At 67.6% G+C, this 25,180-nt stretch carries 34 protein-coding genes; 27 read left to right on the top strand and 7 right to left on the bottom strand.

The window, feature by feature from the left end:
• The 5 genes from ACK59X_RS28370 to sctW all read right to left on the bottom strand — a co-directional run.
• Positions 1 to 503: FHIPEP family type III secretion protein (locus tag ACK59X_RS28370; protein WP_409961858.1), on the bottom strand; the 503-nt coding region annotated here is incomplete at its 3' end.
• An 11-nt stretch (positions 504 to 514) separates the two neighbouring features.
• A complete protein-coding gene (locus ACK59X_RS28365; protein ID WP_409961857.1) occupies positions 515 to 916 on the bottom strand; it encodes a hypothetical protein in 402 nt (133 codons plus the stop codon).
• Positions 917 to 922: 6 nt separating this feature from the next.
• Complete coding sequence (locus ACK59X_RS28360) at positions 923 to 1,339, bottom strand: hypothetical protein (RefSeq protein WP_409961856.1); 417 nt, start codon at positions 1,337 to 1,339, stop codon at positions 923 to 925.
• A gap of 110 nt (positions 1,340 to 1,449) precedes the next feature.
• A complete protein-coding gene (locus ACK59X_RS28355) occupies positions 1,450 to 1,830 on the bottom strand; it encodes a CesT family type III secretion system chaperone (RefSeq protein ID WP_409961855.1) in 381 nt (126 codons plus the stop codon).
• Between the two features lies 1 nt (position 1,831).
• On the bottom strand, positions 1,832 to 2,938 hold the full coding sequence (sctW, locus tag ACK59X_RS28350) for a type III secretion system gatekeeper subunit SctW (protein ID WP_409961854.1): 1,107 nt from the start codon (positions 2,936 to 2,938) through the stop codon (positions 1,832 to 1,834).
• A 180-nt stretch (positions 2,939 to 3,118) separates the two neighbouring features.
• On the opposite strand from sctW, the gene ACK59X_RS28345 reads away from it, so the two are divergent.
• Genes ACK59X_RS28345 through sctC form a run of 22 tightly spaced genes read left to right on the top strand, consistent with a single transcriptional unit; the run spans position 3,119 to position 19,687 of the window.
• Positions 3,119 to 3,415: a hypothetical protein gene (locus ACK59X_RS28345; protein WP_409961853.1), complete on the top strand. Its 297-nt coding sequence runs from the start codon at positions 3,119 to 3,121 to the stop codon at positions 3,413 to 3,415.
• Positions 3,416 to 3,451: 36 nt separating this feature from the next.
• Positions 3,452 to 4,042 (top strand): hypothetical protein, encoded by a 591-nt coding sequence (locus ACK59X_RS28340; RefSeq protein ID WP_409961852.1) that lies wholly within the window; start codon positions 3,452 to 3,454, stop codon positions 4,040 to 4,042.
• Positions 4,043 to 4,070: 28 nt separating this feature from the next.
• Positions 4,071 to 4,790, top strand: coding sequence for a hypothetical protein (locus ACK59X_RS28335; protein ID WP_409961851.1), 720 nt, complete (start codon positions 4,071 to 4,073; stop codon positions 4,788 to 4,790).
• 49 nt (positions 4,791 to 4,839) lie between these two features.
• A complete protein-coding gene (locus ACK59X_RS28330) occupies positions 4,840 to 5,340 on the top strand; it encodes a SycD/LcrH family type III secretion system chaperone (RefSeq protein ID WP_409961850.1) in 501 nt (166 codons plus the stop codon).
• A 14-nt stretch (positions 5,341 to 5,354) separates the two neighbouring features.
• A complete protein-coding gene (gene sctE / locus ACK59X_RS28325) occupies positions 5,355 to 6,485 on the top strand; it encodes a type III secretion system translocon subunit SctE (protein WP_409961849.1) in 1,131 nt (376 codons plus the stop codon).
• A 30-nt stretch (positions 6,486 to 6,515) separates the two neighbouring features.
• Positions 6,516 to 7,427: a type III secretion system translocon subunit SctB gene (gene sctB, locus ACK59X_RS28320; protein ID WP_409961848.1), complete on the top strand. Its 912-nt coding sequence runs from the start codon at positions 6,516 to 6,518 to the stop codon at positions 7,425 to 7,427.
• A gap of 25 nt (positions 7,428 to 7,452) precedes the next feature.
• Positions 7,453 to 7,962 (top strand): tetratricopeptide repeat protein, encoded by a 510-nt coding sequence (locus tag ACK59X_RS28315; RefSeq protein WP_409961847.1) that lies wholly within the window; start codon positions 7,453 to 7,455, stop codon positions 7,960 to 7,962.
• 52 nt (positions 7,963 to 8,014) lie between these two features.
• The gene (locus ACK59X_RS28310; protein ID WP_409961846.1) at positions 8,015 to 8,365 is read left to right on the top strand and encodes a hypothetical protein; all 351 of its coding nucleotides are present in this window, start codon (positions 8,015 to 8,017) and stop codon (positions 8,363 to 8,365) included.
• 17 nt (positions 8,366 to 8,382) lie between these two features.
• Complete coding sequence (gene sctI, locus ACK59X_RS28305) at positions 8,383 to 8,820, top strand: type III secretion system inner rod subunit SctI (RefSeq protein ID WP_409961845.1); 438 nt, start codon at positions 8,383 to 8,385, stop codon at positions 8,818 to 8,820.
• On the top strand, positions 8,817 to 9,653 hold the full coding sequence (gene sctJ / locus ACK59X_RS28300; protein WP_409961844.1) for a type III secretion system inner membrane ring lipoprotein SctJ: 837 nt from the start codon (positions 8,817 to 8,819) through the stop codon (positions 9,651 to 9,653). Before sctI ends, sctJ begins: the two co-directional genes overlap by 4 nt.
• A gap of 22 nt (positions 9,654 to 9,675) precedes the next feature.
• Complete coding sequence (locus ACK59X_RS28295) at positions 9,676 to 10,383, top strand: hypothetical protein (protein WP_409961843.1); 708 nt, start codon at positions 9,676 to 9,678, stop codon at positions 10,381 to 10,383.
• Positions 10,380 to 10,994, top strand: a complete 615-nt coding sequence (locus ACK59X_RS28290) for an HrpE/YscL family type III secretion apparatus protein (RefSeq protein ID WP_409961842.1) — start codon at positions 10,380 to 10,382, stop codon at positions 10,992 to 10,994. The genes ACK59X_RS28295 and ACK59X_RS28290 overlap by 4 nt, the downstream gene beginning before the upstream one ends.
• Before the next feature lie 44 nt (positions 10,995 to 11,038).
• Positions 11,039 to 12,379 (top strand): type III secretion system ATPase SctN, encoded by a 1,341-nt coding sequence (sctN, locus tag ACK59X_RS28285; RefSeq protein ID WP_409961860.1) that lies wholly within the window; start codon positions 11,039 to 11,041, stop codon positions 12,377 to 12,379.
• On the top strand, positions 12,376 to 12,882 hold the full coding sequence (gene sctO, locus ACK59X_RS28280; protein ID WP_409961841.1) for a type III secretion system stalk subunit SctO: 507 nt from the start codon (positions 12,376 to 12,378) through the stop codon (positions 12,880 to 12,882). The genes sctN and sctO overlap by 4 nt, the downstream gene beginning before the upstream one ends.
• Before the next feature lie 16 nt (positions 12,883 to 12,898).
• Entirely contained in the window at positions 12,899 to 13,495 is a 597-nt protein-coding gene (locus ACK59X_RS28275; protein ID WP_409961840.1) for a hypothetical protein, read from the top strand.
• Between the two features lie 44 nt (positions 13,496 to 13,539).
• On the top strand, positions 13,540 to 14,634 hold the full coding sequence (sctQ, locus tag ACK59X_RS28270) for a type III secretion system cytoplasmic ring protein SctQ (RefSeq protein WP_409961839.1): 1,095 nt from the start codon (positions 13,540 to 13,542) through the stop codon (positions 14,632 to 14,634).
• Positions 14,631 to 15,278: a type III secretion system export apparatus subunit SctR gene (sctR, locus tag ACK59X_RS28265; protein WP_409961838.1), complete on the top strand. Its 648-nt coding sequence runs from the start codon at positions 14,631 to 14,633 to the stop codon at positions 15,276 to 15,278. Before sctQ ends, sctR begins: the two co-directional genes overlap by 4 nt.
• Before the next feature lie 16 nt (positions 15,279 to 15,294).
• Positions 15,295 to 15,564, top strand: coding sequence for a type III secretion system export apparatus subunit SctS (gene sctS / locus ACK59X_RS28260; protein WP_409961837.1), 270 nt, complete (start codon positions 15,295 to 15,297; stop codon positions 15,562 to 15,564).
• Between the two features lie 30 nt (positions 15,565 to 15,594).
• On the top strand, positions 15,595 to 16,404 hold the full coding sequence (gene sctT / locus ACK59X_RS28255) for a type III secretion system export apparatus subunit SctT (protein ID WP_409961836.1): 810 nt from the start codon (positions 15,595 to 15,597) through the stop codon (positions 16,402 to 16,404).
• Between the two features lie 18 nt (positions 16,405 to 16,422).
• Positions 16,423 to 17,469 carry a type III secretion system export apparatus subunit SctU gene (gene sctU / locus ACK59X_RS28250; protein ID WP_409961835.1) on the top strand — a complete coding sequence of 349 codons (1,047 nt, stop codon included), beginning with the start codon at positions 16,423 to 16,425 and terminating at the stop codon, positions 17,467 to 17,469.
• Positions 17,466 to 17,882 carry a CesT family type III secretion system chaperone gene (locus ACK59X_RS28245; RefSeq protein ID WP_409961834.1) on the top strand — a complete coding sequence of 139 codons (417 nt, stop codon included), beginning with the start codon at positions 17,466 to 17,468 and terminating at the stop codon, positions 17,880 to 17,882. Before sctU ends, ACK59X_RS28245 begins: the two co-directional genes overlap by 4 nt.
• Before the next feature lie 11 nt (positions 17,883 to 17,893).
• Entirely contained in the window at positions 17,894 to 19,687 is a 1,794-nt protein-coding gene (sctC, locus tag ACK59X_RS28240; RefSeq protein ID WP_409961833.1) for a type III secretion system outer membrane ring subunit SctC, read from the top strand.
• An 89-nt stretch (positions 19,688 to 19,776) separates the two neighbouring features.
• On the opposite strand, the gene ACK59X_RS28235 is transcribed toward sctC, so the two are convergent.
• Complete coding sequence (locus tag ACK59X_RS28235; RefSeq protein WP_409961832.1) at positions 19,777 to 20,412, bottom strand: RNA polymerase sigma factor; 636 nt, start codon at positions 20,410 to 20,412, stop codon at positions 19,777 to 19,779.
• A 125-nt stretch (positions 20,413 to 20,537) separates the two neighbouring features.
• A complete protein-coding gene (locus tag ACK59X_RS28230; protein ID WP_409961831.1) occupies positions 20,538 to 21,128 on the bottom strand; it encodes a hypothetical protein in 591 nt (196 codons plus the stop codon).
• A gap of 176 nt (positions 21,129 to 21,304) precedes the next feature.
• Here ACK59X_RS28230 and ACK59X_RS28225 point away from each other — a divergent pair, with 176 nt between their 5' ends.
• The 5 genes from ACK59X_RS28225 (at position 21,305) to ACK59X_RS28205 (ending at position 25,126) form a co-directional block, all read left to right on the top strand.
• Complete coding sequence (locus ACK59X_RS28225) at positions 21,305 to 21,574, top strand: hypothetical protein (RefSeq protein ID WP_409961830.1); 270 nt, start codon at positions 21,305 to 21,307, stop codon at positions 21,572 to 21,574.
• On the top strand, positions 21,481 to 21,849 hold the full coding sequence (locus ACK59X_RS28220) for a tetratricopeptide repeat protein (protein WP_409961859.1): 369 nt from the start codon (positions 21,481 to 21,483) through the stop codon (positions 21,847 to 21,849). Before ACK59X_RS28225 ends, ACK59X_RS28220 begins: the two co-directional genes overlap by 94 nt.
• Positions 21,850 to 22,146: 297 nt before the next feature.
• On the top strand, positions 22,147 to 22,815 hold the full coding sequence (locus ACK59X_RS28215; RefSeq protein ID WP_409961829.1) for a hypothetical protein: 669 nt from the start codon (positions 22,147 to 22,149) through the stop codon (positions 22,813 to 22,815).
• A gap of 204 nt (positions 22,816 to 23,019) precedes the next feature.
• Positions 23,020 to 23,961: an RNA polymerase sigma factor RpoH gene (gene rpoH, locus ACK59X_RS28210; protein WP_409961828.1), complete on the top strand. Its 942-nt coding sequence runs from the start codon at positions 23,020 to 23,022 to the stop codon at positions 23,959 to 23,961.
• A 130-nt stretch (positions 23,962 to 24,091) separates the two neighbouring features.
• Complete coding sequence (locus ACK59X_RS28205; RefSeq protein ID WP_409961827.1) at positions 24,092 to 25,126, top strand: Bug family tripartite tricarboxylate transporter substrate binding protein; 1,035 nt, start codon at positions 24,092 to 24,094, stop codon at positions 25,124 to 25,126.
• Positions 25,127 to 25,180: the final 54 nt, after the last annotated feature.

Below are 25,180 nucleotides of genomic sequence, written 5' to 3'. Positions count from 1 at the left end.
CGCCTGTCGCCGGCGCTCGACAGCTGCGGGCCCGGCAGCGCATCGAGCGAACACCGCGCTGCCACTTCGGCCAAGCGCTCCGCGCCCTGGGTGATCCCGACGAACTGCACGATGGTCAGAATCAGGAACACCACCAGGCCGACCACCAGGTTGCCGCCGACGACGAAGTTGCCGAAGGTGAAGATGATGTGCCCCGCGTCGCCCTGCAGCAGGATCAGGCGCGTGGTGGCGATCGAGATGCCCAGCCGGAACAGCGTGGTGACCAGCAGCACCGAGGGAAAGGACGAGAACGCCAGCGGCGAGGGCAGGTACATGGCCACCATCAGCAGGATGGCCGAGACGGTCATGTTGATGCCGATCAGCGTGTCCACCAGCCAGGTGGGCAGCGGCAGGATCATCATGAAGATCACGGCCACCAGGAAGAAGGCCAGCACCAGGTCATTGCGGCTGGTGGCGACCTGGACGATGCGCTGCAGGCGGTTGGCGGTGGCGGTCTGCGACATGGAATGGGTTCTTATGCGGAATGGCGGGCAGCGGCGGAGGGTGCGCCTGCGGCCGGGGCGGCCTCGGCGCCGCGCAGGGCGATGAAGGCGCGCATGGCGCCGGCCGCCTCGTCGGTGCGGCCCAAGGCCTGCAGCGCCTGGGCACGCACCAGGTGGAAGGCGCCGTCCATGGCGCCCAGCAGGGCCAGCCGGTCCAGCGTATCGAGTGCGCGTGCCGGCTTGGCCGCGCGCACCTGGGCCAGCGCCAGGGTCAGCAGGGTGCGCGGGTGGTCGGGCGCCAGCACGTCGCGGGCAGCCAGCAGCACGGCCGCCTTGTCAGGCCGGTTGTTCTGCAGGTACACATAGCCCAGCAGGTCCATCAGCTCGATGTCGGCACCCAGGGCCGGCGCCGCGGCGGTGTTCAGGTCAGCCATCCGCCCTCAACCCTGGTACAGGGCGCTGCGGTACATCTGCAGCAGGTCGCGCAGGCCGCACTCTTCCTTGAGCAGGCGCACGGCGCGGTTGAGCACGCGTGCACCGTCACCCGCACTGTCGCCGCCGGCCGGCTGGGTCTGCTCGGCGGCCTCGGTCAGGCGCGCCAGCGCATCGTCCAGTGCCTGGCGAAAGCGCGCAGGCACCATCAGGTCGCGGTTCTCGAGCTGGGGGCGGATCGCCGACTCCAGGGCGTCGTCGAGCGTCAGCAGGGACAGCAGGGTTTCCACCTGGGGCCGGGCGCCCAGATCGGGCGGCGGCGCCTCTTCGAGCTCGGGCAGGGCCTGCAGCCCTTCCTGGCGGGCGTAGGTGATGCTGTCGATGCCCCGGTCGAAGGCCAGGTGGCCGAGAGAGACGTTGGACATGGTGTTTCCTTGCAACTAAGGGGGCAGCGCGCCGGACCCCACCGCGCCTGTGCAGTGGGTAACCGTGGCGTGCCGGAAGTTCCATGCCGCCGGCATGCCGCAGGGCAATTTCATGGTTCGAGCGTGGCCAGCCACTGGCGCAGGAAGTCCGCCGCCTGGCGGATGCGCCGTGCGCCCGCCTCGTGGGCCTCAAACCGCGTGGCCAGCACCAGCCAGTCACCCGAGGTGGTGCTGCGCAGCCCCACCTGCACCGCCTGCGCCGGCTCGGGCACCTTGGCCGCCTGGCGCATGGCGCGCAGCAGCAGCGCGGCGATATCGTAGCGCACCGGCTCGGCGTAGTGCACGACGACGGTGTCCTCGTGCTGCGACACGCCCAGCAGGGCGCCGGTGTCGGGAAAACGCAACTGCAATTCCCCCTGGGGGCCGGGTGCCAGTTCGGGAATGCCGATGTCGTGGCCCAGTTCGGCCAAAGCCTGCCGCAGATCGGCCATATCAATAATCCTCCCGGTCAATGGCGGCGTCCAGTGCATCCTGCACCGCCTGGAATACGGTCTGACGCTGGTCCGCGTCGATGAACACCTTGGGCGGCATGTCGCGCAGCAGCAGCTTCACGCCGGTCAGGAACTGGATCTGCGCCTCCACCCCCCCCGCCCCGAACTTTTCCGCCAGGGCCGTGAAACGCGTGCCCGCAACCCATTTTTCGGCGCTCACGCCCACCAGGTCCTGCATCAGGCCGGAGGGTGAGCCAAGTGCAATGCCATGCTTGGCTGCCAGGCCCTCCAGAAGCGCCCGGCTGTCGTCCAGCACGGTGGCGGCCACGCTCAGGTGGTACAGGTCCTGCACCAGGCTTTGCAGGCGCGACGGATCGCCCGAGGGCCGGGCCGCCGCCAGGTCGCTGCCCAGCGCCTTGATCAGGCGGGCCAGGCCAGCGGCGAAATCGCCATCGCCAAAGCGCTCCAGCGCCAGCCGCAGGGTGCCGGACAGGCTGTTGTTGCCCAGCACCACGTCGCGGTAGGTCGCCTGGAACTGGCTGACCTGCGCGTGGCCCTGCGCGCCCTCGGCCGCCGTGCCGATGGTGTTGATGTCGGCCCGGATGCGAGGGCCGTGCTCCATCTCCAGATCGTCCAGCGCTTCGCGCAGGGCGTCCAGGATTTCGGGCTCCACGCCCTCGCGCTCGCCCTGCTGCAGCGCGTACTGCAATGCCATGAACTGCTGCGTCGGCTCGCCGAAGGCCTTCCTGGCCTGCGCCGCCGGGTCGCCCTGGCCGGACAGCATGCGCTTTGCAAGCTGCACCAGTTCCTCCGCCCCCCCCTGGGACTGCGAGGCATCCATGTAGGCCATGATGGCCTCAGGGGTCATCAGCTCCATGGCGCGCGTGGCTTCCTTCTTGCGCTCGGACGAGTGCTTGGACTCGGCCTTCTCCGAGTGGTGCAGGCTGATTTCCTCGGCCGCGTCGGTCAGCACCGAATTGGCATCGTCCACCTGCACCTGCTGGCCGCCGAAGTGGCCGACGGCATTCTGCCCCCCTTGTGCCCCGCCCTGGTGCAGGGCGGTGTCGAAAGAGGGCGTAGCGGGGTTGAAAGCATCGATTCGGGACATGGCTGGATCCGGCGGCACGCAAGTATCTCTGGGTAACACCACGGACGCGATGGTTCCCTGGCCCGGACGCCAAAAATATTGCCATGGCCGTGGAACCGGCCTGACAGGCCTGTTACTTACCCGGTGTCGCGGCTGACAACCGCCAGCTTCCCCTCCCCAAAACCCAACAGGAGTGCTCACATGCCAGGACAAGACGATCACAACGACATCGTGGCCCGCGCCCAGGCGCTGGTCGACGAAGTGCAAAGCCAGCTCGCCGCCGGCGACGAGTTCTACCGCAGCCAGGGCCTGGATCCCGAGAAGGTGCGTTCGGTGCTGCGGTCCCAATCCACCGCCGACACCGAAGCCGAGGCCCGCAAGGCCTTCGAGGCCGACATGGCCGCCGTGGAGCAGGAAGTCGGCGAAGAGCAGGCGCGCCAGTCATTCAGCGGCGCGGCACCGGCCGGCGGCGCAAAGCGCCCCCGCACCATGATCTGAACCCCACAACCTATCGTTTTCCCTTAGGAGCACAACATGTCTGCTGTAGGCGGCGCCAACGTCGGCGCACTCAACTCCATCAACGACCAGGGCATGGACCTGGAAACGGCCATGATGGCCGTGCAAAGCAATCGCGCCAACCTGCTGGAAACCCAACTCAAGGAACAGATCTCCAACGTCGAGGCGAAGAACAAGCAGATCGCCAAGCTCAACTCCGCCATGGCCGCACTGAACGGCGTCAAGGGCCTGTTCGGCGGCGATTCCAATGCGACCACCAAGATGATGGACACGCAGGACTCGAAAAAGGGCGGCAACTCCCTGGCCACCGTGCAGGACGCCCAGGGACGCGCCAATGCGGCGCTGGTCGATGCCGGCTACGCCGACATGGCCGAGCTCGGTGCCAGCGTGTATGGCAACAACGTCCAGGGCGACACCACCATGGGCCAGGTCGACTCCGCGATCCAGCAGCTCAAGGCCCAGATCGACAGCCTGAGCAACAGCCAGCAGATGGACATGCTGCGCCTGCAGAGCCTGTCGAACAAGCGCAACGAAGCATTCGACCTGATGACCAACTTCATCAAGAAGATGCAGGACAGCCGCAGCTCCATCGTCGGCAACATGCGCTGACCCTCCACTGCCATCGAGGAGCCAATCCATGTCTGTGAATCTCAACACCATCCAGGGTACAACGCCGATCCAGCTGGGCAGCATGGATCTCGAAACCGCGCTCATGTCCGTGCAGAGCCAGCGCTCGCAACTGCTCGAGAACTCGCTCAAGGAGCAGATTTCCTCGGTCCAGGCCAAGAACGACCAGATCGCGGCGCTGAACCAGGGCATGAATGCCAGCCAGACCCGGCTGAACGAAATCGATGTGGCGATGCCCGCCAACGATGCCAAGATCGCCGAGCTCAAGACCATGCGCGACCAGCTCACGCAGGTCCGCGACCGCGATCCCAACGGCTACACCGGCCTGTCCTGGGCCTGGGCCGGCGACGACAAGGGCAAGTCCACCGAGATGCTGCAGCGGGTGCGCGCCGAGGGGCTGACCGACAAGGGCCCGGCGCCCCGCGATGTCGACAAGAACGGCACCATGGACGCCCACGGCACCACGGTGTCCGGCTGGATCGACCAGCTCAACGCCAAGATCGACGGCCTGACCAAGAAGAACCAGGACATGAAGGCCGAGCAGGTCACGCTCAAGAGCGGCATCGCCGACTCCAAGACCCAGATCGACGCCCTGAGCAACAGCCAGCAGATGGACATGCTGCGCCTGCAGAGCCTGTCGAACAAGCGCAACGAGGCCTTCGACCTGATGACCAACTTCATCAAGAAGATGCAGGACAGCCGCAGCTCCATACTCGGCAACATGCGCTGAAACACGCCTGGCCGCAGTCCGGCCACGCTCAATTACGAGGGGAATAGCCATGAACATCCAGATGCAAAGCCTGCCAGGTCCCGAACACCTGGAGGAGCAGATCACCGAACTGCTGGCCAACGGCGGAACGCTCGGTTCGGTCTACGCCTACGACGACACGGACTACGAAGTGCTGTATTCGCTGGGCCACAGCCTGTACTCCCAGGCCCGCTACGAGGATGCCATGCGCACCTTCGGCTTCCTGGTGGTGCACAACCACATGGAAAAGCGTTTCATGAACGCCTTCGCTGCCAGCCTCCAAATGCTCAAGAGCTACAAGGAAGCCATCAAGTACTACTCGATGGCCTCCCTGATGGACATGGGCGACCCGCTGCCCACCTTCCACACCGCCGAGTGCATGCTCGCCCTCGGTTACCGCGTGGAAGCGCAGGAAGCGCTGCACTATGTCCTGCGGCAAAGCGATGCGCCGGAGTACGCCGACCTCAAGGTCCGCGCCCAGGCCATGCAGGACCTGCTGAACGGCGCCGGCAAGTCGCCCACGGCCCACTGAGAGGAGCGAAGACCATGAACGACATCACACGCGTCTCCACCACGCCTGCCTTTGTCAACCAGCAGCTCGGCGACATGAACGCCGATATCCTGGCCAAGCTGCAGGCGTCCATCCAGACCGATCCGAACAAGATCCTCGATGAGATCAGCAAGCTCGCGGGCACGCTGCAGGCCACGGGCCAGTCCGCCGGCGGCAACAACGTCGCCAATGCCTACGGTGCCCCCCAGATCGATGGCGTTTCGCTGAATTTCTCGGCCGAAGACATGGCGGCGGCCCTGCTGGTGCTGCAAGGCAAGACCCAGGAGGCCCAGCTCAAGACCGCCAAGGAGGGCATCGACACGGCCTCCAAGAACCAGCAGCTGCAGCACGAAAAGTCCATGAAAAAGATCCAGGACTGGATCAAGAAGTGCGAAGACCAGGCGGCCAAGGAAAAGGCCGGCGGCGTGCTCAACTGGTTCAAGAAGATTTTCACGGCCATCGCCGCGGCGTTCGCCGTGGTGGCCGCGGCGGTCGCCACGGCGGCGACCGGCGGCGCAGCCGCACCGCTGCTGGCCCTGGCGGTGCTGGCACTGGCCTCGTCGGTGGTCAGCATCGCCAGCGAGATCGACAAGGCCCGCGGAGGCAAGGGCTTCGACACGGTGGCGGAGTGGATGGACCCCGCCATGGCCTTCGGCAAGGGCATCGGCGCACTGGCCAAGGAGCTCGGCGCCAATGAAGAGCAGGTCGGCATCGTCACGGCGACCTTCGCCGTGGTGGCCACCATCGCGATCATGGCGGTGTCCATCGTGCTGACCGGCGGCGCATCGGCGGTGAGCGATGCGCAGAAGATCGCCTTGGCCGTCGGCCGGGCGGGTCAGGCGATCGCTGGCGTCGCCTCCGGTGCCACCCAGGCGGCCCAGGGCGCGGTGAACGTCGCGATCGCCCACGACAAGCGCGACGCCGAGGTGATCCAGGCCGACAAGAAGAAGATCGACGCCATCATCGCCAAGCTGCAGCAGCAGATGGAAGAGAACCGCGAGGAACTCAAGAAGGTGATGGACGAGATGATGGAAGGCATGAACATCGTCACCCAGATGATCAACGCCGCAGGGCAGAGCCGGGCGCAGATCAGCTCCAACCTGACAGGCAAGTCGCAAACCATTTGAACCCTGCGTTCAACCCAGGAGGACAATCCCATGAGCAGTATCGATGGATTCAACCGGAGCGCTTCCCTCTATACCGGAACGCTGGACCCGAATGTTTTGGCCAGCACAGCCGGCACCCAGGGAGCCAAAGGCGCACAGGGCACCGACCCTGACGCGCTGCTGCAGGCCCAGCGCGCCCTGCTGGGCAACAGCAGCAACCCCGCCGACGGGCTGGATCTGCCCGGCGATACCAAGGTCGGCACAGCCAACCTGGCAGGGCTGACCGAAAACCAGGTGACCGCGGACATCTTCGCCTTCATGGCGCTGTTCCAGAAGCTGGCACAGGAGATGCGCAACACCGCCCGCACCCAGCGCACGGCTGAGTCGCAGGCCCAGATCACCTCGCTGCAGAACGCCGCCGAGAAGATGAAGGACGCGGCGGCCCAGCGCCTCACGGCCGCCATCGTGCAGGGCGCCATGCAGATCGCAGGCGGCTTGCTGCAGGCCGGGCTGTCGGCCGCGTCGGCCACGCAGACCATCAAGGGCGCCAAGATGGAGGCCGATGGCACCAAGAACCTGGCGCAGATCGACCAGATGGGCACCAAAGGCATGCTTTCGGCCAGCAGCAAGACGGCGCTGAGCAACGGCGCCACGGACCAGGTAGCAGCCGGCAAGGCCCTGGGCGCACAGGGTACCCTGTACGCGGGCCTGGGCCAGGCGTCCAGCGGCATCACCGGTGGACTGGGCGGAATCATCGGAGCCAGCTTCACGCACAAGGCGGACCTGGCCGACGCAGAGAAAATGAACCTGGAAACCCAGGCCAAGGTCCAGGAGACCGCGGTGCAGCACGCCAACGACATGATGCAGCAGATGATGGACGTGATCCGCGACGTGCGCGACAAGCTGCAGTCCATCCAGCAGTCCGCCATCGAAACCAACCGCGGCATTTCGCGCAACATCTGACCAACGAACGAGGGAACCCGCCGCCATGTCCAACGCCATCCATGACGCCAGCGCAGTCCAGTCGATCCTCGATCTGAAGAACGCGCTCGAAGCCCTGCCCTCCCACTCGCGCCTGTCCAATGCCGACACCGACGCGATCTACGCCCTGGCCCACCAGTTGGTGGTGCAGGGCCGCTACGAGACGGCCTACCGCTACTTCTCGCTGCTCACGCTGTACAAGCCGACCAACGTGGCCTATCTCAAGGGCCTGGCCGTGTGCTACCGCATGCTGGAGCGCTATGACGAGGCGCTGAACGTGCATTCGTTCCTCGTGACCATCGACCCCGAGAACCTTGAGCACAGCATGGCCATCGTCGAATGCCTGCTGCTCAAGCGCGAGTTCGACGAAGCCAAGCAGAACGTCGAGCTGGTGCTGCAGTACTGCAAGGAAAACGCAGCCTCCAACAGCAAGGCCGCGGAACGCGCCCAGGCGCTGATGGAACTGCTGAGCGCCCCCGCCCAGGGTCTGCAGGGAGCCGCTCCTGCTGGCGCCTGACGACATCCGTCTGCTGACCCAGATCGGCTTCATCGCCGCAGGCCAGGCCGACGTGCCGCGCGCCGAACGCATCTTCGGCGCGCTTGCGCACGTGCGGCCGGACCGCGCTTTCGCGCATGTGGGGCCGGCCATTGCCCTGCTCAATGCCGGGCGCGCGGCCGAGGCCGCGCAGCAGCTCATGCGCGCCCTGCCGCAGCTCGCCCCGGGCGAGGACGCCGACACCGCGTCGGCCCTGTGCGCGCTGGCGCTGCAGATGGAGGGCCGCACCAGCGAAAGCACGCGGCTGCTGCGCGATTTGCTGCACAATGCCGCGCCGGACGGCGACAATGACGGACTGCGGCTGGCACGCCGCATGCTGGGCGAACCCCAGGCTCCCGCCAGCCCCCCACCTCTTTCGCCCTGAAGCCAAGGACACCCGCCATGGATCCCATCACCGGCTCCCTCGCCGCAGTCACCTCTGCCACGCAGGCGCTGAGCGCGCCCCCGGCCGCCCTGGCGGCGCCCGACAGCCTGGCGGCCGCGCGCTTTTCCGCCATCATGGGACAGCAGCCCACACCGGTGGCCGAAGCGGTGCTGGCGGCGCTGGCGCCGGCCGCGGCGGGCACCGGGGTTGCCGCCACCGCGCCGGGCTCCATGGGCGAGCGCATCCTGTCGGGCATGAACAATGTCTCCAGCGACTTCCAGTCGGCCTGGAAGTCCGTGTCCACGGTGCTGGAAAACGGCGACAAGAACATGAACATGCAGGACCTGCTCAAGCTGCAGTTGCAGCTGGTGCAGGTATCGGTGCAATACGATCTTGTCGGCAAGGCCGTGAGCCGCTCCACCCAGAACCTCGACCAACTGCTGCGCCTGCAATGAACGCACCCGCCCTGCCTTCCTTCCTGTTTGCCCGGCGCCTCTGGCAGAGCCTGGCAGTGGCGCTGTGCGCGCTGCTGCTGGCCGCCTGCGGCGCGCGCGTGGATCTTCTCGGTGCCGTGCCCGAGGACGAGGCCAACGATGTGCTCGCGGCCCTGCTCAAGGCCGACATCCCCGCGCAGAAGACCCCCGGCAAGGACGGCATGGTGGGTGTGCAGGTCGACTCAGCCCAGGTCGGCCGCTCGCTCGAGATCCTGCGCGAGAACGGCTTGCCGCGCGAGCGCTTCGCCGGCATGGGCCAGGTGTTCAAGAAGGAAGGCCTGATCTCCTCTCCCCTGGAAGAACGCGCCCGCTATATCTATGCGCTGTCGCAGGAGCTGTCCAACACCCTGTCCAAGATCGATGGCGTGCTGGCCGCGCGCGTGCATGTGGTGCTGCCCGAGCGCGGTACCGCGGGCGAGGCCGGCGTGCCCTCGACCGCAGCGGTGTTCATCAAGCACCAGGATGGCTACAGCCTGGACATCATCCAGCCGCAGATCCGCCGCCTGGTGACCAACAGCATTCCCGGCCTCACGGCCGAGCGCGTGTCGGTGATCTTCGTCGGCGCCCAGCCACGCGCCACCTCGGCCGCAGCCACCGCCGCGCAAACCTCCAGCGTCTGGGGTTTCGAGGTGTCGCGCAATGCGGCCGGCGGTCTTTCCGCCCTGCTGTGGAGCCTGGCCGTGGTGATCGTGCTGGCCCTCGCCGGGCTGGGCTACCTGGTCTGGCGCTACCTGCTGCCCGCACGCGGCAACAAGCCGGCCGGCGCGGTCGCCACCACGGCCCGCCCGGTGTAGCGGCTGACCTGTCACCACGCCGATGGCTGCCCTGCCCACGCCTTCCACACCCGCCACGGCCGCACTGTTCGTGCGGCTGCAAGCCTTCAACCTGCTGCCCAGCCAGACGCTGCACCCTGAGCGCGCCGCTGCATGGTTTCCAGAAGCGGCCGCGCTCGGCCCGCTGGCGGCGCACCCGGCGGCGCAGCGCAGCCTGCACAAGCGCTGGTCGCAGCGCCTGCTGGAGCGGCTGGGCGACGATGCCCGCCCGGTGGCCGACCTCGGGCACCCGGCCCTGCCGCTGGCCCTGGCGGCGCCGGACCTGCTGGCGCGCCTGGTGCGCGACGCTGGCGTGCTGCTGCTGGGCCGGCAACTGCGCCAGACCATCCAGCGCGACCAGGTGCTGGCGGCGCGCGAAGGCCTGGGTGCCGACGCCTTGCACTGGGCACGCACCGGCGCGGCCGAACTGCACCCCGGCCTGGATGATGCAAGCCCCTGGCTGCCGGGCCATGGCGCCGCCAGCTACGCCCAGGCGGCCGACCAGTTGGGCGCCGGCCTGCTGGCCCAGGCCTGGCACGATGCGCCGGCGCCGGTGCGCCGCCGTGCCGACTGGAAACTCCCTCCCGAGGCCGACACTGCGCCGCTGCGCGCGGCCAGCGGGCTCGATGCCGCGCACGCGCGCGGACTGTGCCTCCAACTCCTGGCCCGACTGGACCCGCAATGGCTTTCCTTGTTCCCCGCAACCCGTTGACCCCCGCCCGCACGCTGCATGCGCGCATTGCACCGGGCACGCGCGTCGTCAAGGCGGCCGAGGTGGCGGCCTGGGCAGACGCAGAGGGCCTGCTCGCCGCAGCCCGGGCGCAGGCCGACACCATCGTGGCCGGTGCCGAGGGCGCGTTCGAGGAAGAGCGCCAGCGCGGCTTTGCCGAAGGCATGGCGGAAGCCCAGCTGGAGCAGGCCGAGAAGATGATCGAGACCGTGAGCCGCACCGTGGACTACTTCGCCAAGGTCGAGACCGACATGGTGGCCCTGGTGATGAGCGCGGTGCGCAAGATCATCGACGGCTACGACGACGAGGAGCGCGTGCTGCTGGTGGTGAAGAGCGCGCTGGCCGTGGTGCGCAACCAGAAGCAGATGACGCTGCGCCTGCCACCCGCCCGCGTGGACGGCGTGCGCGCACGCGTCACCGAGCTGCTGGCGGCCTACCCCGGCGTCGGCTACCTGGACATCGTGCCCGACGCGCGCCTGCAGGGCGAGTCCTGCATCCTGGACAGCGAGATCGGCCTGGTCGAGGCCAGCATCGACGGCCAGATCGCCGCGCTGCAGGGCGCCTTCCAGAAAGTGCTGGGCAGCCGCATATGAACGCCGCCATCGCCAAGGGACAGCCCCAGGGCAGCACCCGGTCGGTGCGCCAGTTCGACTACATCGCCGAGATGATGCAGCTGGCGCTGGACGACACGCCGGTGCTGCAGATCAAGGGCCGCGTCACGCAGGTGATCGGCACCATCATCAAGGCCGTGGTACCCACGGTGAAGGTGGGCGAGGTCTGTGTGCTGCGCAACCCCGGCGAAGACTTCGAGATGAAGGCCGAGGTGGTGGGCTTTGCGCGCGACGCGGCCCTGCTCACCCCCATCGGCGACATGTACGGCATCTCCTCGGCCACCGAGGTGATTCCCACCGGCCGGGCGCACATGGTGCCCGTGGGCTTCGGCCTGCTGGGCCGCGTGCTCGACGGCCTGGGCCGCCCCCTCGACGAGGCCGAGCGCGGCCCGCTGGAGGCGAGCAAGTTCTACCCGGTGTTCGCCGAGGCGCCCGACCCGCTCAAGCGCCGCATCATCCATGAGCCGCTGGAGCTGGGCGTGCGCGCCCTCGACGCGGTGCTGACCTGCGGCGAAGGCCAGCGCATGGGCATCTTCGCGGCGGCCGGCGGCGGCAAGTCCACCCTCATGGGCATGCTGGTCAAAGGTGCGGACGTGGACGTGACCGTGGTCGCGTTGATCGGGGAGCGTGGCCGCGAGGTGCGCGAATTCCTCGAACACGAACTGGGCGAGGAAGGCCGGCGCAAGAGCGTGATTGTCTGCGCGACCAGCGACAAATCGTCCATGGAGCGCGCCAAGGCCGCCTACGTGGCGACGGCCATCGCCGAGTACTTCCGCGACCAGGGCAAGAAGGTGCTGTTCCTCATGGATTCGGTCACGCGTTTTGCGCGTGCGCAGCGCGAGATCGGCCTGGCGGCTGGCGAGCCGCCCACGCGGCGCGGCTACCCGCCCAGTGTGTTCGCCACACTGCCCAAGCTCATGGAGCGCGTGGGCATGAACGACAAGGGCTCGATCACCGCGCTCTACACCGTGCTGGTCGAGGGCGACGACATGACCGAGCCCATCGCCGACGAGACGCGCTCCATCCTGGACGGCCACATCGTGCTCTCGCGCAAGCTGGGCGCGGCCAACCACTACCCGGCCATCGACGTGCTGGCCTCGGCTTCGCGCGTGATGAACGCCGTCATCACGCCTGAGCACAAGAAGCTGGCCGGCCGCCTGCGCGAACTGATGGCCAAGTACGAAGAGGTCGAGCTGCTGGTGAAGATCGGCGAATACAAGCGCGGCGGCGACCCGACCACGGACGAGGCCATCGACAAGGTCGAGGCCATCCGTGCCTTCCTGCGCCAGCGCACCGACGAACATTCCAGCCTGCCGCAGACACTGGAAAAACTGGCCGCCCTGGTGGGGTCGGGAGTGCGCCGGTGAGCATTTTCCGCGACCTGCTCGCCATCAAGGCCTTCCGCGAAGGCCAGGCCGAAAGTGCCGTGCGCGTGCAGCGCCAGGCGCTGGCCGATGCGCAGGCCGCCCGAGAAGCGGCCGAGGCCCTGCTCGCACGCTTGCTGCGCGAAGGCCTGGAGACCGAAACCGCGCTGTACCGCGACCTGTGCTCTCGAGTCGTGCGGCTGCGCGAGATCGAGGACGTGCAGCTGTCCGTGGTCGGCCTGCGCCAGCGCGAGGCCGCTCAGCAGGATGCCGTGGACGCGGCCCAGCGCACGCAGGAGGCGCAGAACCAGAAACTCAGCGACGCCCGCGCCGCGCACCAGGAAGCCTCGCGCCAGAAGTCCAAGTTCGTCGACCTGGCACGCAACTATGCCGATGCGCAGATGCGCGAGGTCGAGCGCAAGGAAGACCTGGAGATGGAAGAGGCCGCCAGCGTCCGGCGCGATCGCGAAGACTGGGAAGCCCACGATCCGGAGCACGCCGCATGACAAAGGAGGCACGCCGGTGAGCGACCGCCCCATCCACCTCGACCTGGGCATGCCCGCGTCGACGCCCTTCGACGTGCATGCCGGCAAGGGAGAGCAGCCCCCAACCGACACCCGCGGCCAGCAGCAGCTGGACGACGACGCCCAGTCGCTGCGCGCCCTGCTCGATGCGGGCCGCCATGCGCCGCCTGTCGCCCCGGCCCCCACAGCGCAGCGGCCCTTCGATCTGTTCGGAGGTCCGGCCGCGCTGCAGGCTGCACCACCAGCGGCCAGCGCCCCCTCCGCCGCGCAGGACCTGCCCGGCGGCATCGACGACACCCTGGCGAGCATGGCCAAGCGCCTGCTGGTCAGCGATGGCAGCAGTGGCCGCCGCGCGGTGCAGATCCAGTTGGCCGACGACAGCCTGCCCGGCGTCGTGCTCGACTTGTTCGAAGAGGAAGGCCTGCTCGTGACCTGTTTCACCTGTTCGCACGAAGGCGCGCGCGAGCGCCTGGCGCGCAATGCGCAGTGGCTGGCCGACGGCCTGGCTGGCCGCCTGACCCGGCCGGTCTGCGTGCGCGTGCTGGCCGACGACCCCGAAGACCCCTGCCCCGTGGAGGCCCGCGCCGGCGCCTGAGCGCCTTTGCTGCCCCACCCAACGCCCTCCTTTGCACCGCACCGATGTCCGCCCAGCCCGCATCCGCCACACCCCTGCAGCCGCAGCGCCTTTCGCGCAACGAGGCGCAGGCGCGCACCACCATCGCGCAGCGTGCCGCCGGCCTGCCCCTTCGCCTGGGCAGCACCGCCTGGCGGGCGCGCCTGGTGCCGACCACCGGCGCGGCCGCGGTGCCCGCGCCCAGCACCACCCTGCGCTTCGAATGGGCGGGCGCCCAGTTCACGCTGCGCCTGCCGGCCCTGGCCATCGAGCAGGCGCTCAGTGCCAGCCTGGGCAGCGCCGCCCTGCCGGCCGTGCCCGACGAAGTGGCGCAGGCGCTGCTCGAAGCCAGCCTGGCCGACCTGCTCGCCAGCCTGCAGGCCCTGGGCCGTGGCACGCCGCAGCTGCTGGACTGGGCCGCTGGCGAGGCGCCGGTCGCGGCCTTGCCGCCCCATGCCTTCGAGCTGCTGCTGACCGCCGATGCCGGCCCCGAGGCGATTGTGGCAAGCCTGCACGCCGATGGCCTGGGCCTGTTGCTGCTGGCGGGGCTGGTGGCGAGGCGCGCGCCCGCGCCCGGTCCGGTGCAGGACCAGGCACCGCTGGCGCTGCGCGCCGAATTCGGCTTTTGCCGCCTCACGCTGGACGAGGTGGCGGGCCTGGCCCCGGGCGATGTCGTGCTCGTGGACAGCTGCTTCCTGGGCGCCCAGGGCAGCCTCTGGCTGAATGCCGCGGGCCAGGCCGGCCTGCACGTGTCCTATTCGTCCTATTCGCAGGCCGACGGCAGCGCCGCCGCCGCACCTTCCTTCACCGTTCTGCATCCATGGACCGACACCATGCCCGCTGTTTCTTCCGCTGATGAAGCGCCCGCCAACGGCGCTGCCGCCGCCGCGCTCGACGCCCTGCCCGTGCGCCTGTCGTTCGACCTGGGCGATGTGGCCCTGACCGTGGCGCAACTGCGCGCCCTGCAGCCTGGCCAGACCCTGGACCTGGGCCACCCGCTTGCCGGCGCCGTGCGCATCCGCGCCAACGGCGCCCTGGTCGGCGAGGGCGACCTGGTGGAGATCGACGGCCAACTGGGCGTGTCCATCCGCAACCTGTTCGGCAACGGCGCGGCGCGATGACCAGTTTCGATCCGATCACGCTGGCGCTCCTGCTGGCGCTGATGGCGCTGATGCCCACCCTGGTGGTCGTGTGCACCTGTTTCCTCAAGATCGTGGTGGTGATGTCGCTGCTGCGCAATGCCCTCGGGGTGCAGCAGATGCCGCCCAACCTGGCGCTGTACGGCATGGCGCTCATCCTGTCGGTCTACGTGATGGCGCCCGTGGGCGTGAACATGTTCGACCGGCTCACCGCCCAGCCGGACACGCTCAAGAGCGTGCCCGCGCTGATAGGCGGTGTGCGCGAAGGGGCCGAGCCGCTGCGCGAGTTCATGACCAAGAACAGCCGGCCCGAACAGCGCGACTTCTTCGTGCGCACGGCCCAGCGCATGTGGGGCCCCAAGCTGTCGGCCGCCCTCACCGAGCGCGACTTCATCGTGCTGATGCCGGCCTTCGTGGTGTCGGAGCTGACGGCGGCGTTCCAGATCGGCTTCCTGCTCTACCTGCCCTTCGTGGTGATCGACCTGATCGTCTCCAACATCCTGCTGGCCATGGGCATGATGATGGTGTCGCCGGTCACCATCTCGCTGCCGCTCAAGCTGTTCCTCTTCGTGATGGTGGACGGATGGTCGCGCCTGATCCAGGGCCTGGTCCTCACCTACTCCTGACCTCCCGGAGCCCGCCATGCAGACCGTCGACGTCGTCTCCTACTTCACCCAGGCCCTGTACCTGGTGCTCTGGCTGTCGCTGCCGCCCATCGTCGTGGGCTCCATCGTCGGCACGCTGTTCTCGCTGTTCCAGGCGCTCACGCAGATCCAGGAGCAGACGCTGTCGTTCGGCGTGAAGCTGATCGCGGTCTCCCTCACCCTGCTGCTGACGGCGCGCTGGGTGGGCGGCGAGCTGTTCAATTTCACGTTGCAGATCTTCGACGTGATGCCCCTGCTCGGAAAATAACGCGGCCAGAGCTGCCTGCGCTGGAACCCCATGGACCTGCCGGTTACCTACGATCAAGTCAAGTCGTTCGTCGCAACGCTGGCTTTGACACAACCGCGCATCCTGGCCATGTTCCTTGTCCTGCCGCTTTTCAACACCCAGCTCGTGCCCGGGCTGGCGCGCTTTGCCATTGCCGGCGCCCTGGGCCTGGTGATGGTGCCGGCGCTGCAGCCGCAGGTCACGGCCGCCGACTGGGGCACGGCCCAGGTGATCGGCACCATCGTCAAGGAAGCCTTCATCGGCTTCGTGATCGGCTACCTGGCCGCCATCCCGTTCTGGATCTTCGAGGCCGTGGGCTTTCTGGTGGACAACCAGCGCGGTGCCAGCATCGCCTCCACCCTGAATCCGCTCACCGGCAACGACTCTTCGCCGCTGGGCCTGATGTTCAACCAGGCCTTCATCGTCTTCTTCCTGCTCACGGGGGGTTTCTCGCTGCTGCTGGGCACCTTGTACGACAGCTTCGCGCTGTGGAGCGTCACGCAGTGGATGCCGGTGCTTCAGCCCGAGTCGGTGCCGGTGATGCTGTCGCAGCTCGACCGCCTGGTGCGCCTGGCCGTGCTGTTCGCCGCGCCCGTGCTGGTGGCCATGTTCCTGGCGGAGATCGGCCTGGCCCTGGTGAGCCGCTTTGCGCCGCAGCTGCAGGTGTTCTTCATGGCCATGCCCATCAAGAGCGCGCTGGCCATGCTGGTGCTGATGCTGTATGCCGCCTCGCTGTTCGACTATGGCGCCGACCAGGTCGAGGCCGTGGGCCGCATCCTGCCCCTGCTGCGCGAGCACTGGGGCCCATTCGGCACCCCCTAGCTGCAAGGAAGGAGACGCATGAGCGAAAAAACCGAACAACCCACCGGCAAGCGCCTGCGCGATTCGCGCCAGAAGGGCGATGTCGCCTACAGCAAGGACTTCACGCAGACGCTGCTGATCCTGGCCATCTTCGGCTACCTGCTGGCCAGTGCCGGGCGTATCGTCGAAGGCCTGGGGCAGATGATCCTGCTGCCAACCACCCTGATGCAGATGGGCTTCAACGACGCGGCCAACGCCCTGATCGACGCCGTGCTGCGCGAGATGGCCCTGGTGGTGCTGCCCTTCATCGGCATCGTGCTGGCGGCCGGCATCTTCGGCGACACCATGCAGGTGGGCATCCTGTTCGCGTTCGAGAAGCTCAAGCCCTCGGCCAAGAAGCTCAACGTGCTGGACAACCTCAAGAACATCTTCTCCAAGAAGAACCTGATGGAATTCCTCAAGTCGGTGCTCAAGATCGGCTTCCTCTCGGCGCTCTTGTGGATCCTGATCGCCGACGCCCTGCCCATCATGACCAGCATCCCGCAGGCCGGCATGGCCGGCCTGGGCCACGTGGTGGGCGAACTGATGAAGACCATGCTGATCAACGTCGGCCTGGCCTACGGCGCCATCGCCCTGGCCGACTTCGCCTGGCAACGCTACCAGTACCGCAAGGGGCTGATGATGAGCAAGGACGAGGTCAAGCAGGAATACAAGGAGATGGAGGGCGACCCCCACATCAAGCACCAGCGCAAGCACCTGCACCAGGAAATGATGCAGCAGGGCGCGGTGGAGCATTCGCGCAAGGCCACCGTGGTCGTCACCAATCCCACCCACCTGGCCGTGGCGCTGCGCTACGACGCCGACGAGACCCCGCTGCCCGTGGTGCTGGCCATGGGCGAAGGCGCCCTGGCCGAACGCATGATGCAGGCGGCGCGCGAAGCCGGCGTGCCGGTGATGCAGAACATTCCGCTGGCCCGCGCGCTCACCGAGCACGCGCAGGCCGGCCAGTACATTCCCTCCGAACTCATCGAACCCGTGGCCGAGGTGCTGCGGCTGCTGCAACAGATGGAAGGCCCCCTGCCATGATGACCTCCGCTTTGGCCGACCCCGCGTCCGCCCGCCTGCTCCAGGCCTATGCCGCCCAGCTCGGCGCTGGTGACGCCGCCCCTGGCAACACCAGTGCGCCCGTCACGCTCACCGTGGACGGCCAGTACCGCATCCGCCTGCAGGCCCTGCCGCAGGGCGGCATCGCCGTGCGCTCGCGCCTGCGCAGCCTGCCCGAGCCCGGGCCGGCACGCGACGACCTGCTGCTGGGCGTGGCCCGCCTGGCCTGCGGCACGATGAAGGAACACGCCGCCGCCTGCGCCGTGGACGAGCGCGACCGCGCCATCTGGCTGCAGCAGGCCGCCCCCGCCAATTCCACGCAGGACATCGACGATGCCGTGGGAAGTTTCGTGAACTGCCTGGCCTTCTGGAGCAAGGCCATCGCCAACGTCTGACGCCGCAGCCCATGCACCGCACCCTCCTCCCCACCCGCCCGCTCTTCCCCCGTCTGGCCAGCGCACTGGCCTGCGCCCTGGCCCTGGCCACCGTGCCCTGCGCCCACGCCGGCCCGGTGCCGTGGACCGACGCGCCCTACAGCTACTACGCCGACAACGCCCCCATCGCCAACGTGCTGCGCGACTTTGCCGCCAGCTTCAGCCTGTCGCTCGAACTCTCGCCCCTGGTCGAAGGCAAGGTCAGCGGCCGCTTCAATGCGCAAACGCCGACCGAGTTCATGGACCGCATGGCCAGCGTCTACGGCCTGACGTGGTTCACGCACGCGGGCACGCTGTTCGTCGCCCGCACCACCGAGATGAGCACGCGCAGCATCACCTCGGGGGGCAGCAGCATCGCCGCGGTGCGGCAGGCACTGACCAGCCTGGGCGTGCTCGATGCCCGCTTTGGCTGGGGCGAGCTGCCCGAGCAAGGGGTTGCACTGGTCTCGGGCCCCCCGGCCTATGTGGCCCTGGTCGAGCGCACCATGGCCACGCTGCCGCTCACCGCAGGGGGCCAGCAGGTAGCGGTGTTCCGCCTGAAGCACGCCTCGGTGGACGACCGCACCATCCTCTACCGCGACCGGCAGATCACCACGCCGGGCCTCGCTCAAGTGCTGCGCAACCTGATCACCGGCGGGGGCGGTTCGTCGGGTGTGAACAACGCGCTGATCTCCTCCATCGCCGCACCGCTGGTCGAAGGCGTTCCCTCGGCCGCCAACACGGCGGGCCTGTCGTTCGATGCCGCCAGCTCCGGCCAGGCCGCCGCATTGGCGGCATCGCCCAACGGCACCAGCTCGGCCACCGGGGCCCGCACCGTGCCGCCCGCGACCTCGTCCACGGGCGCCCGGGGCGTGTCTTCCGGCAACACGCCCGGCGGCGTCACGGCCCAGCGGCGCCTGGCGCCCTCGATCCAGGCCGACTCGCGTCTCAATGCCCTGATCGTGCAGGACACGCCTGAGCGCATCCCGCTGTACAAGGCGCTGATCGAGCAGCTCGATGTGCCCACCCCGCTGATCGAGATCGAGGCGATGATCATCGACATCAACTCCACCAAGCTCGACGAGCTGGGCATCTCCTGGAGCGGCCGCCGCGGCGGCACGGTGGGCGGCTTCGGCAACATGACGCCTACGGGCGATGGCAATGACTTCGTGCTGGGCGCGCTGCAGCGCGGCGCCTCCATCGACCCGAGCAGCCTAGTGGTGAGTTCGGGCAACTTCCTGGTCAACCGCATCCGTGCGCTCGAAGGCACGGGCGATGCATCCATCCAGTCGCGCCCCTCCATCCTCACCATCGACAACATCGGCGCACTGCTCGACCTGTCCGAGACCTTCTACATCCGCAGCATCGGCGAACGCGTGGCCACGGTCACCCCGATCACGGCAGGCACCACGCTGCGGGTGACGCCGCACTTCGTGCAGCGCGCCGAAGGCCCGGTGATCCAGCTCGACGTGGACATCGAGGACGGCCAGATCCAGGAAACCCGGGTCGACGCCATCCCCACGGTGCGGCGCAGCGTGGTGAGCACCCAGGCCATCGTGGGCGAAGGGCAGACCCTGCTGATCGGCGGCTACAGAAGCACCCAGCAGACCAATGACAACAACCGCGTGCCCATCGTGGGCCAGGTGCCCCTGTTCGGGCTGCTGTTCTCGAACAGGACCAACAACTACCAGACGCGCGAACGCCTGTTCATGATCAAGCCGCGCCTGGTTTCGCTGCCCGCTGCCGCCGCCAGCGCGGTCGAGGCACTGCGGCCGAGCCCACAGTAAGGGCCCCGCGGGCAGGAGCGGCGCCCCGCGCCTTGCATCCCATCCCGAAAAGGGACTTGCGCGGCTTCAAAAAGATCTTGAACAGGTTCTTAGAAGTCGAGCACGACGCCGCGCGCCTGCAGCTTGTCGCGCAGCGCGGTGCGTGCCCGCGACAGCCGGCTGCGCACCGTGCCCACCGGCACCGTGAGCAGGGCTGCGGCGTCCTCGTAGGACAGCTCGTCCACCCCCACCATGAGCAAGATCTCGCGCATGGCCTGGGGCAATTCGGCCAGCGCCGACTGCAGGTGGCGCATGTGCTGGCTCTGCTCGAGCTTTTGCGCGGGCGTGGGCGAATCGGCGGCCATTTCGGCCAATTCGTCGTCGGAGCCGAAATCGTAGCGGCGGTGCGGTGCACGCGACAGGTGGTTGCGCACGAGGTTCATCGCAATGCCGTACAGCCAAGTCGACAGCTCGGACTGGCCCTTGAAGTTTTGGTAGGAACGCACGGCCTCCAGAAAAGCCTGCTGGGCCAGATCCTCCGCGTCGGTGGAATGGCCAATGTTCTTGATGATGAAGCGGTGCAGGCGCACACCGTGGGCCTGCACCAGGGTGCGGAACAGGGCATCGCGCTCCGCCACATCTTCTTCGCCGAGCATGGCCCCGCCGTCCGAGGGCAAGGCAACGGCATCGGCCACGCCACAGGCGTCCGCCATCGATGCGTCAAGGGTAGGAAGGGGAAACGTCACGGATGCCAGCTGCAAAAACTTTAACCTGCAGTTACCAACGCACTATGCAATGCGCAGATTCTTACAGACGCTTGCAGCGCTGTACAGTCCAAAAGTGTCACAGAACAGGGCCCCGCAGGGCCTTGTCAGCCCTGGCGGATTTCCTCGGCCAGCCATTGGCGGGCCAGTGGCTCGGGAACGGGTGAGAGGCCATTGGCGGCAGCGGCATCGAAACGCTGTTGGACACGCACATCAATGGCGGCGCGCTGCTGGGCGTCGAAGGCCGCCGGGTCCAGCGCGGCCGACCGGCAGGCCTCGGCAAACGCAGCCGACGAGCCGGTCGCCGAGACGCTCAGGCGGGTGAAGAAGTCGACGCCGTTCATCGCCGCCTGGCTGGTCTGTGCCATATCGATGGCCTGCAACACGGTGCGGGCCGACAACGGCCGACCCGGAGCAGGCTGCAGGCCGAGCTCTCGCGCCACGGACGCCTGGATGCCGCGCGAGAAGGACTGGCCGAGCGCACCGACGAAGGCAGAAGTGGGGTCGGACTGCGGCTCGACCCATGCCACCGAACGCTGCGATGGCGTGGTTCCGGACGCCCGGACCTGCCACTGTGCGCCGTCCTGGCTCACATGAACCCAGTCGCCTTGCTGGGCAGCCGACCGGAATGCGTCCACCGACGGCAGCCCGACAGAACCGGCCGCGGCAGGAAGGGGGAAAGAGTTCGAAATCGTCACGGTGCAAGCTCAGGCAACCTGTTATGTCGCCAGTTTAGTAACAGGTCGCCGGGTTCAGTTCCAAGTGCATTGCAAAGCATTGTCAAACGCCTGCCATTATTGTTGAACCGTCACGGATACCGACGCCCAGGACCAGGGCCGCCCGGACGCACCAGGCAACGGCAGGGCAGGAACTTTTGGCGGCGGCCGGTTACTCGGCGCTCACTGGACTTTCCAGTCAGGAGCCCACCATATCCCCATCGCCCGACGCCACCACCGTCGACCTCAGCACCCCCGACGGCATTGCCGATGCCTTTGTCAACCACGGCGTCACGCTGGCGTCGGTCAAGGGAATCACGGACGACGACCTGGAATCGGTCTACGCCGAAGCCTACGGCCACCTGGCGGAAGGCCGCGCGCAGGAGGCCATGGAAGACTTGATGCTGCTGGTCACGCACGACCCCTGAGAGCCGCGCTTCCAGTTTGCCTACGCGCGCTCGCACAGCAACTGCTGGGCCAGCACGAAGCCGCCGCCCAGCGCTACGCACAGGCGCTGCTGATGGATGCCACGAACGCGGGCTGCATCCTTCGGCTGGGCGAATGCATGGAGGCCACGGGCAATCCGCAAGAGGCCGAAGACCTATCGCTCCTGCATACAGCTCAGTTACCTGAACCCGGAATACCACCTGTGCGCGCCCACGCGCAAGCGCACCTGGCCAGCGTGAGCGGAGGTTCCGCATGAGCTCACCCATCGGCGTTGGAATGGGCCGTCCGGCCAATATGTTCGGCACCGTCGGCAGCGAACCTGCACGGCAGACCACCCAGACGGCACAGGCGGCCTCCCAGGCACCGGTGTCGCTGACCTTGCCCGCGCCACCGCGCAGCGATGTGTCGGCAGGCCAGGCTGATCGGGTGCGCGCAATCGCCTCCGAGCCGGCCCGCGCGGGGGGCGTGGCACCCTCGCGGGCCGATGTGGCCAAGGGCAAGCTGGTGGCTGCCGGTGAAAAAGCTGCTCGCAGCCCGGCAGGAGGGCGTGGACGTGGCCAAGACCTCGTTCTGGAAAAAGGCGCTGGGCGTGGCCCTGTCCGGGGTGGCGGTGGGCGTGGCCGTGGGCCTCACGGCCATATCGTTTGGCGGCGCCACACCCTTGCTGGCGCTGGCCTGCGTGAACTTCGCGGTCTCCACCGGCGATGCCATCTGTGCCTACCGCAACATGCGCAACACCGAAGCCATTGCCGACCACCGGCCGCCCCCTTACGACAGCAAGGTGGCCTCGTATGCCGGCACGGCGGTGGCCGTGGCGTCCACCGTGGGAGGGATGCTCACGGACGATGCAGACCGTGAACAGCTCAAGGAAACGCTGGATGGCGTTCGCCAGAACGTCACATCGCTGGCAACACCTGCAGGAAGGCACACTGAACTCGATGCGGAGGGTGAACTGGTGGCCGGGTGCCCAATTCCCCGATTTCGCCCCCCGTACAGTGGCTGCGCAAACTTGCACTTCAGCCAGCCACCGCAGGATGGACAAATACGGCTGGGCATTCAGCTCCCGATTGATTCCACCATGCGGGAAATGCCCCTCCAACGGGCACGCAGGGCAGACAGCGACTCAACGCACTGTGAACCGCTGGGAAGTACGGCACAGGTCGCAATGCATGACAGCCAACTGGGCACAGTTCCTACATTCGACAAAAAACCCGCTCGGTAGACTATTTTCAAGCAGCCGAAGTCGTTCTCAGAGAGAAACCGGTAGACGATTCAGTGAGAACAGGGCAAAACTCACCTGAAATCGACAATCACCGGCCATAGATTTGATCACACTCAAACACCCAGAGAACGGATGGGAACTTCGGCTTTAGCACTCACTCAAAGAGAGTGCTAATATCATGCCCTAGAGGAAAGGATTCCTGGAATGAACATTCAATCTGGAACCGCGACGACGACTTTGGCGCCCGCAAACCCGTGGGCGCTGGTGCCCCCGCTGGGCAATCTGGACGCCTACATTTCGGCCGTCAACCGCCTGCCGCTGCTCACCCACGAGGAAGAGCAGAAATATGCACGCGCTCTCAAGGACAACAACGATCTGGACGCCGCCGGCCGGCTGGTGATGTCGCACCTGCGCCTGGTCGTTTCCATCTCGCGCCAGTACCTGGGCTACGGGCTGCCGCACGGCGACCTGATCCAGGAAGGCAATGTGGGCCTGATGAAGGCCGTCAAGCGTTTCGATCCCGACCAGGGCGTGCGCCTGGTGAGCTACGCCATGCACTGGATCAAGGCGGAAATCCACGAGTACATCCTCAAGAACTGGCGCATGGTCAAGGTGGCGACCACCAAGGCCCAGCGCAAGCTGTTCTTCAATCTGCGGTCCATGAAGCAGGGTTTCAAGGCCGATGCCGCCGCAGCAGATGCGGCGACGCACCGCGACACCCTGTCGGACAGCGAGATCGATTCGGTGGCGCAGCAGCTGAACGTCAAGCGCGAGGAAGTCATCGAGATGGAAACCCGCATGTCGGGCGGCGATGTGCTGCTCGACCCGGCCCCATCCGACGATGGCGAGCAGGCCTTCGGCCCCATCGCCTACCTGGCCGATGCCGCGCATGAGCCCACCGCCATGATCGAATCGCGCCAGCGCGACCACCTGGCCACGGATGGCATCGCTGCCGCCCTGTCCGACCTGGACGAGCGCAGCCGCCGCATCGTGGAAGAGCGCTGGCTCAAGGTGAACGACGACGGTTCGGGCGGCATGACGCTGCACGAGCTGGCAGCCGTGTACGGCGTGAGCGCCGAGCGCATCCGCCAGATCGAAGTCGCCGCCATGAAGAAGATGAAGAAGGCGCTGGCCGAATACGCATAAGCATCGGCGCCGTTCACCGCAGGGAGCGCGTTACCATCGCTGCTTCGCGGCAAAAGCGCCCACACCAAAAGGGCCCCGTCGGGGCCCTTTTTCTTTGGCGTTGCAGCCGCTGCAGATCACTTTCAAGGAGATGCTCTTGTCACGCCCTGTTGTTCCCCGCCGCGCCGCCCTGGCCCTGGCCATCGCCGCCCTGTCGTCGCCCCTGGCCATCGCCCAGCAGAAGCCTACAGCCGCGGCGGCTGCTGCCGCCCCCCTGGCGTGGCCAACCAAGCCGGTGCGCATCATCGTCGGCTTCCCCGCTGGCTCCTCGCCCGACCTCACGGCCCGCACCATCGCCGAGCCCCTGTCCAAGGCGCTGGGCCAGCCGGTGATCGTGGAGAACAAGGTGGGCGCGGGCGGCAACATCGGTGCCGACGCGGTGGCCAAGGCGCGTGACGACCACACCATCGGCCTGATGATCAACGGCAACATGACCATCGCCAAGATGCTCAACCCGGCCGTGCCCTATGACCCCATCAAGGACCTGGCTCCGCTGAGCCTGATCGGCACCTCGCCGCTGGTGCTGACCGCGCCCGTGAGCCAGCCGGGCGTGCCCGCCACGGCCGATGCGCGCGAATTCTTCGTGGCGGCGCGCAATGGCGGCGACAAGTGGAGCTACGGCACCCCCGGCGTGGGCACCGTGGGCCACATCGGCACCGAGCTGCTCAAGTCGCGCAGCAACATCAACCCCGTGCATGTGCCCTACCCCGGCTACCCCCAGGTGGCCACGGCCATGCTCGGCGGCCAACTGCAGATGGCCCTGCTGCCCCCGGCCCTGGCCCAGGCCCAGGTCAAAGCCGGCAAGCTGCGCGCCATCGGCGTCACCTCCTCGGGCCGCAGCCCGCTGGTGCCCGATGTGCCCAGCCTGGCGGAGGCAGGCATCACCAACTACAACCTGGAGATCTGGAACGCCTTTGCCGCCCCCTCCACCATGCCCAAGCCCATCCAGGCCAAGGTCGCCGCACTCATCAGCGAGATCGCCCGCAGCCCCGATGTACGCAGCAAGCTGTTCCAGCAGGGCTGGCAGGTGGTGGGCACCTCGCCCGAAGGCCTGGCCAACCGCATCAAGGCCGACACCAACCTGCTGGGCGGCGTGATCGCCATGCGCGGCATCAAGGCCGAGTAAACAGTCGCGCCCATCCATCGCCCTCCCCCGCATGGCGATGGAGGGCTTTTTTAT

It is taken from the genome of Acidovorax sp., from assembly GCF_046339755.1.
Lineage (GTDB): Bacteria > Pseudomonadota > Gammaproteobacteria > Burkholderiales > Burkholderiaceae_C > Acidovorax.
This window is presented reverse-complemented; position numbering and strand designations above follow the sequence as displayed.

Excerpts from the sequence above, each read along its gene's own strand:
- ACK59X_RS28355 (WP_409961855.1), bottom strand. The coding sequence starts at position 1,830 with ATGGCCGATCTGCGGCAGGCTTTGGCCGAACTGGGCCACGACATCGGC.
- ACK59X_RS28315 (WP_409961847.1), top strand. The coding sequence starts at position 7,453 with ATGTCCAACGCCATCCATGACGCCAGCGCAGTCCAGTCGATCCTCGAT.
- sctE (WP_409961849.1), top strand. The coding sequence starts at position 5,355 with ATGAACGACATCACACGCGTCTCCACCACGCCTGCCTTTGTCAACCAG.
- ACK59X_RS28245 (WP_409961834.1), top strand. The coding sequence starts at position 17,466 with ATGATGACCTCCGCTTTGGCCGACCCCGCGTCCGCCCGCCTGCTCCAG.
- ACK59X_RS28360 (WP_409961856.1), bottom strand. The coding sequence starts at position 1,339 with ATGTCCAACGTCTCTCTCGGCCACCTGGCCTTCGACCGGGGCATCGAC.
- sctT (WP_409961836.1), top strand. The coding sequence starts at position 15,595 with ATGGACCTGCCGGTTACCTACGATCAAGTCAAGTCGTTCGTCGCAACG.
- sctB (WP_409961848.1), top strand. The coding sequence starts at position 6,516 with ATGAGCAGTATCGATGGATTCAACCGGAGCGCTTCCCTCTATACCGGA.
- sctQ (WP_409961839.1), top strand. The coding sequence starts at position 13,540 with ATGTCCGCCCAGCCCGCATCCGCCACACCCCTGCAGCCGCAGCGCCTT.
- sctS (WP_409961837.1), top strand. The coding sequence starts at position 15,295 with ATGCAGACCGTCGACGTCGTCTCCTACTTCACCCAGGCCCTGTACCTG.
- ACK59X_RS28365 (WP_409961857.1), bottom strand. The coding sequence starts at position 916 with ATGGCTGACCTGAACACCGCCGCGGCGCCGGCCCTGGGTGCCGACATC.
- rpoH (WP_409961828.1), top strand. The coding sequence starts at position 23,020 with ATGAACATTCAATCTGGAACCGCGACGACGACTTTGGCGCCCGCAAAC.
- ACK59X_RS28295 (WP_409961843.1), top strand. The coding sequence starts at position 9,676 with ATGGCTGCCCTGCCCACGCCTTCCACACCCGCCACGGCCGCACTGTTC.
- sctI (WP_409961845.1), top strand. The coding sequence starts at position 8,383 with ATGGATCCCATCACCGGCTCCCTCGCCGCAGTCACCTCTGCCACGCAG.
- sctR (WP_409961838.1), top strand. The coding sequence starts at position 14,631 with ATGACCAGTTTCGATCCGATCACGCTGGCGCTCCTGCTGGCGCTGATG.
- sctC (WP_409961833.1), top strand. The coding sequence starts at position 17,894 with ATGCACCGCACCCTCCTCCCCACCCGCCCGCTCTTCCCCCGTCTGGCC.
- ACK59X_RS28345 (WP_409961853.1), top strand. The coding sequence starts at position 3,119 with ATGCCAGGACAAGACGATCACAACGACATCGTGGCCCGCGCCCAGGCG.
- ACK59X_RS28330 (WP_409961850.1), top strand. The coding sequence starts at position 4,840 with ATGAACATCCAGATGCAAAGCCTGCCAGGTCCCGAACACCTGGAGGAG.
- sctJ (WP_409961844.1), top strand. The coding sequence starts at position 8,817 with ATGAACGCACCCGCCCTGCCTTCCTTCCTGTTTGCCCGGCGCCTCTGG.
- sctW (WP_409961854.1), bottom strand. The coding sequence starts at position 2,938 with ATGTCCCGAATCGATGCTTTCAACCCCGCTACGCCCTCTTTCGACACC.
- ACK59X_RS28205 (WP_409961827.1), top strand. The coding sequence starts at position 24,092 with ATGCTCTTGTCACGCCCTGTTGTTCCCCGCCGCGCCGCCCTGGCCCTG.
- ACK59X_RS28340 (WP_409961852.1), top strand. The coding sequence starts at position 3,452 with ATGTCTGCTGTAGGCGGCGCCAACGTCGGCGCACTCAACTCCATCAAC.
- sctU (WP_409961835.1), top strand. The coding sequence starts at position 16,423 with ATGAGCGAAAAAACCGAACAACCCACCGGCAAGCGCCTGCGCGATTCG.
- ACK59X_RS28335 (WP_409961851.1), top strand. The coding sequence starts at position 4,071 with ATGTCTGTGAATCTCAACACCATCCAGGGTACAACGCCGATCCAGCTG.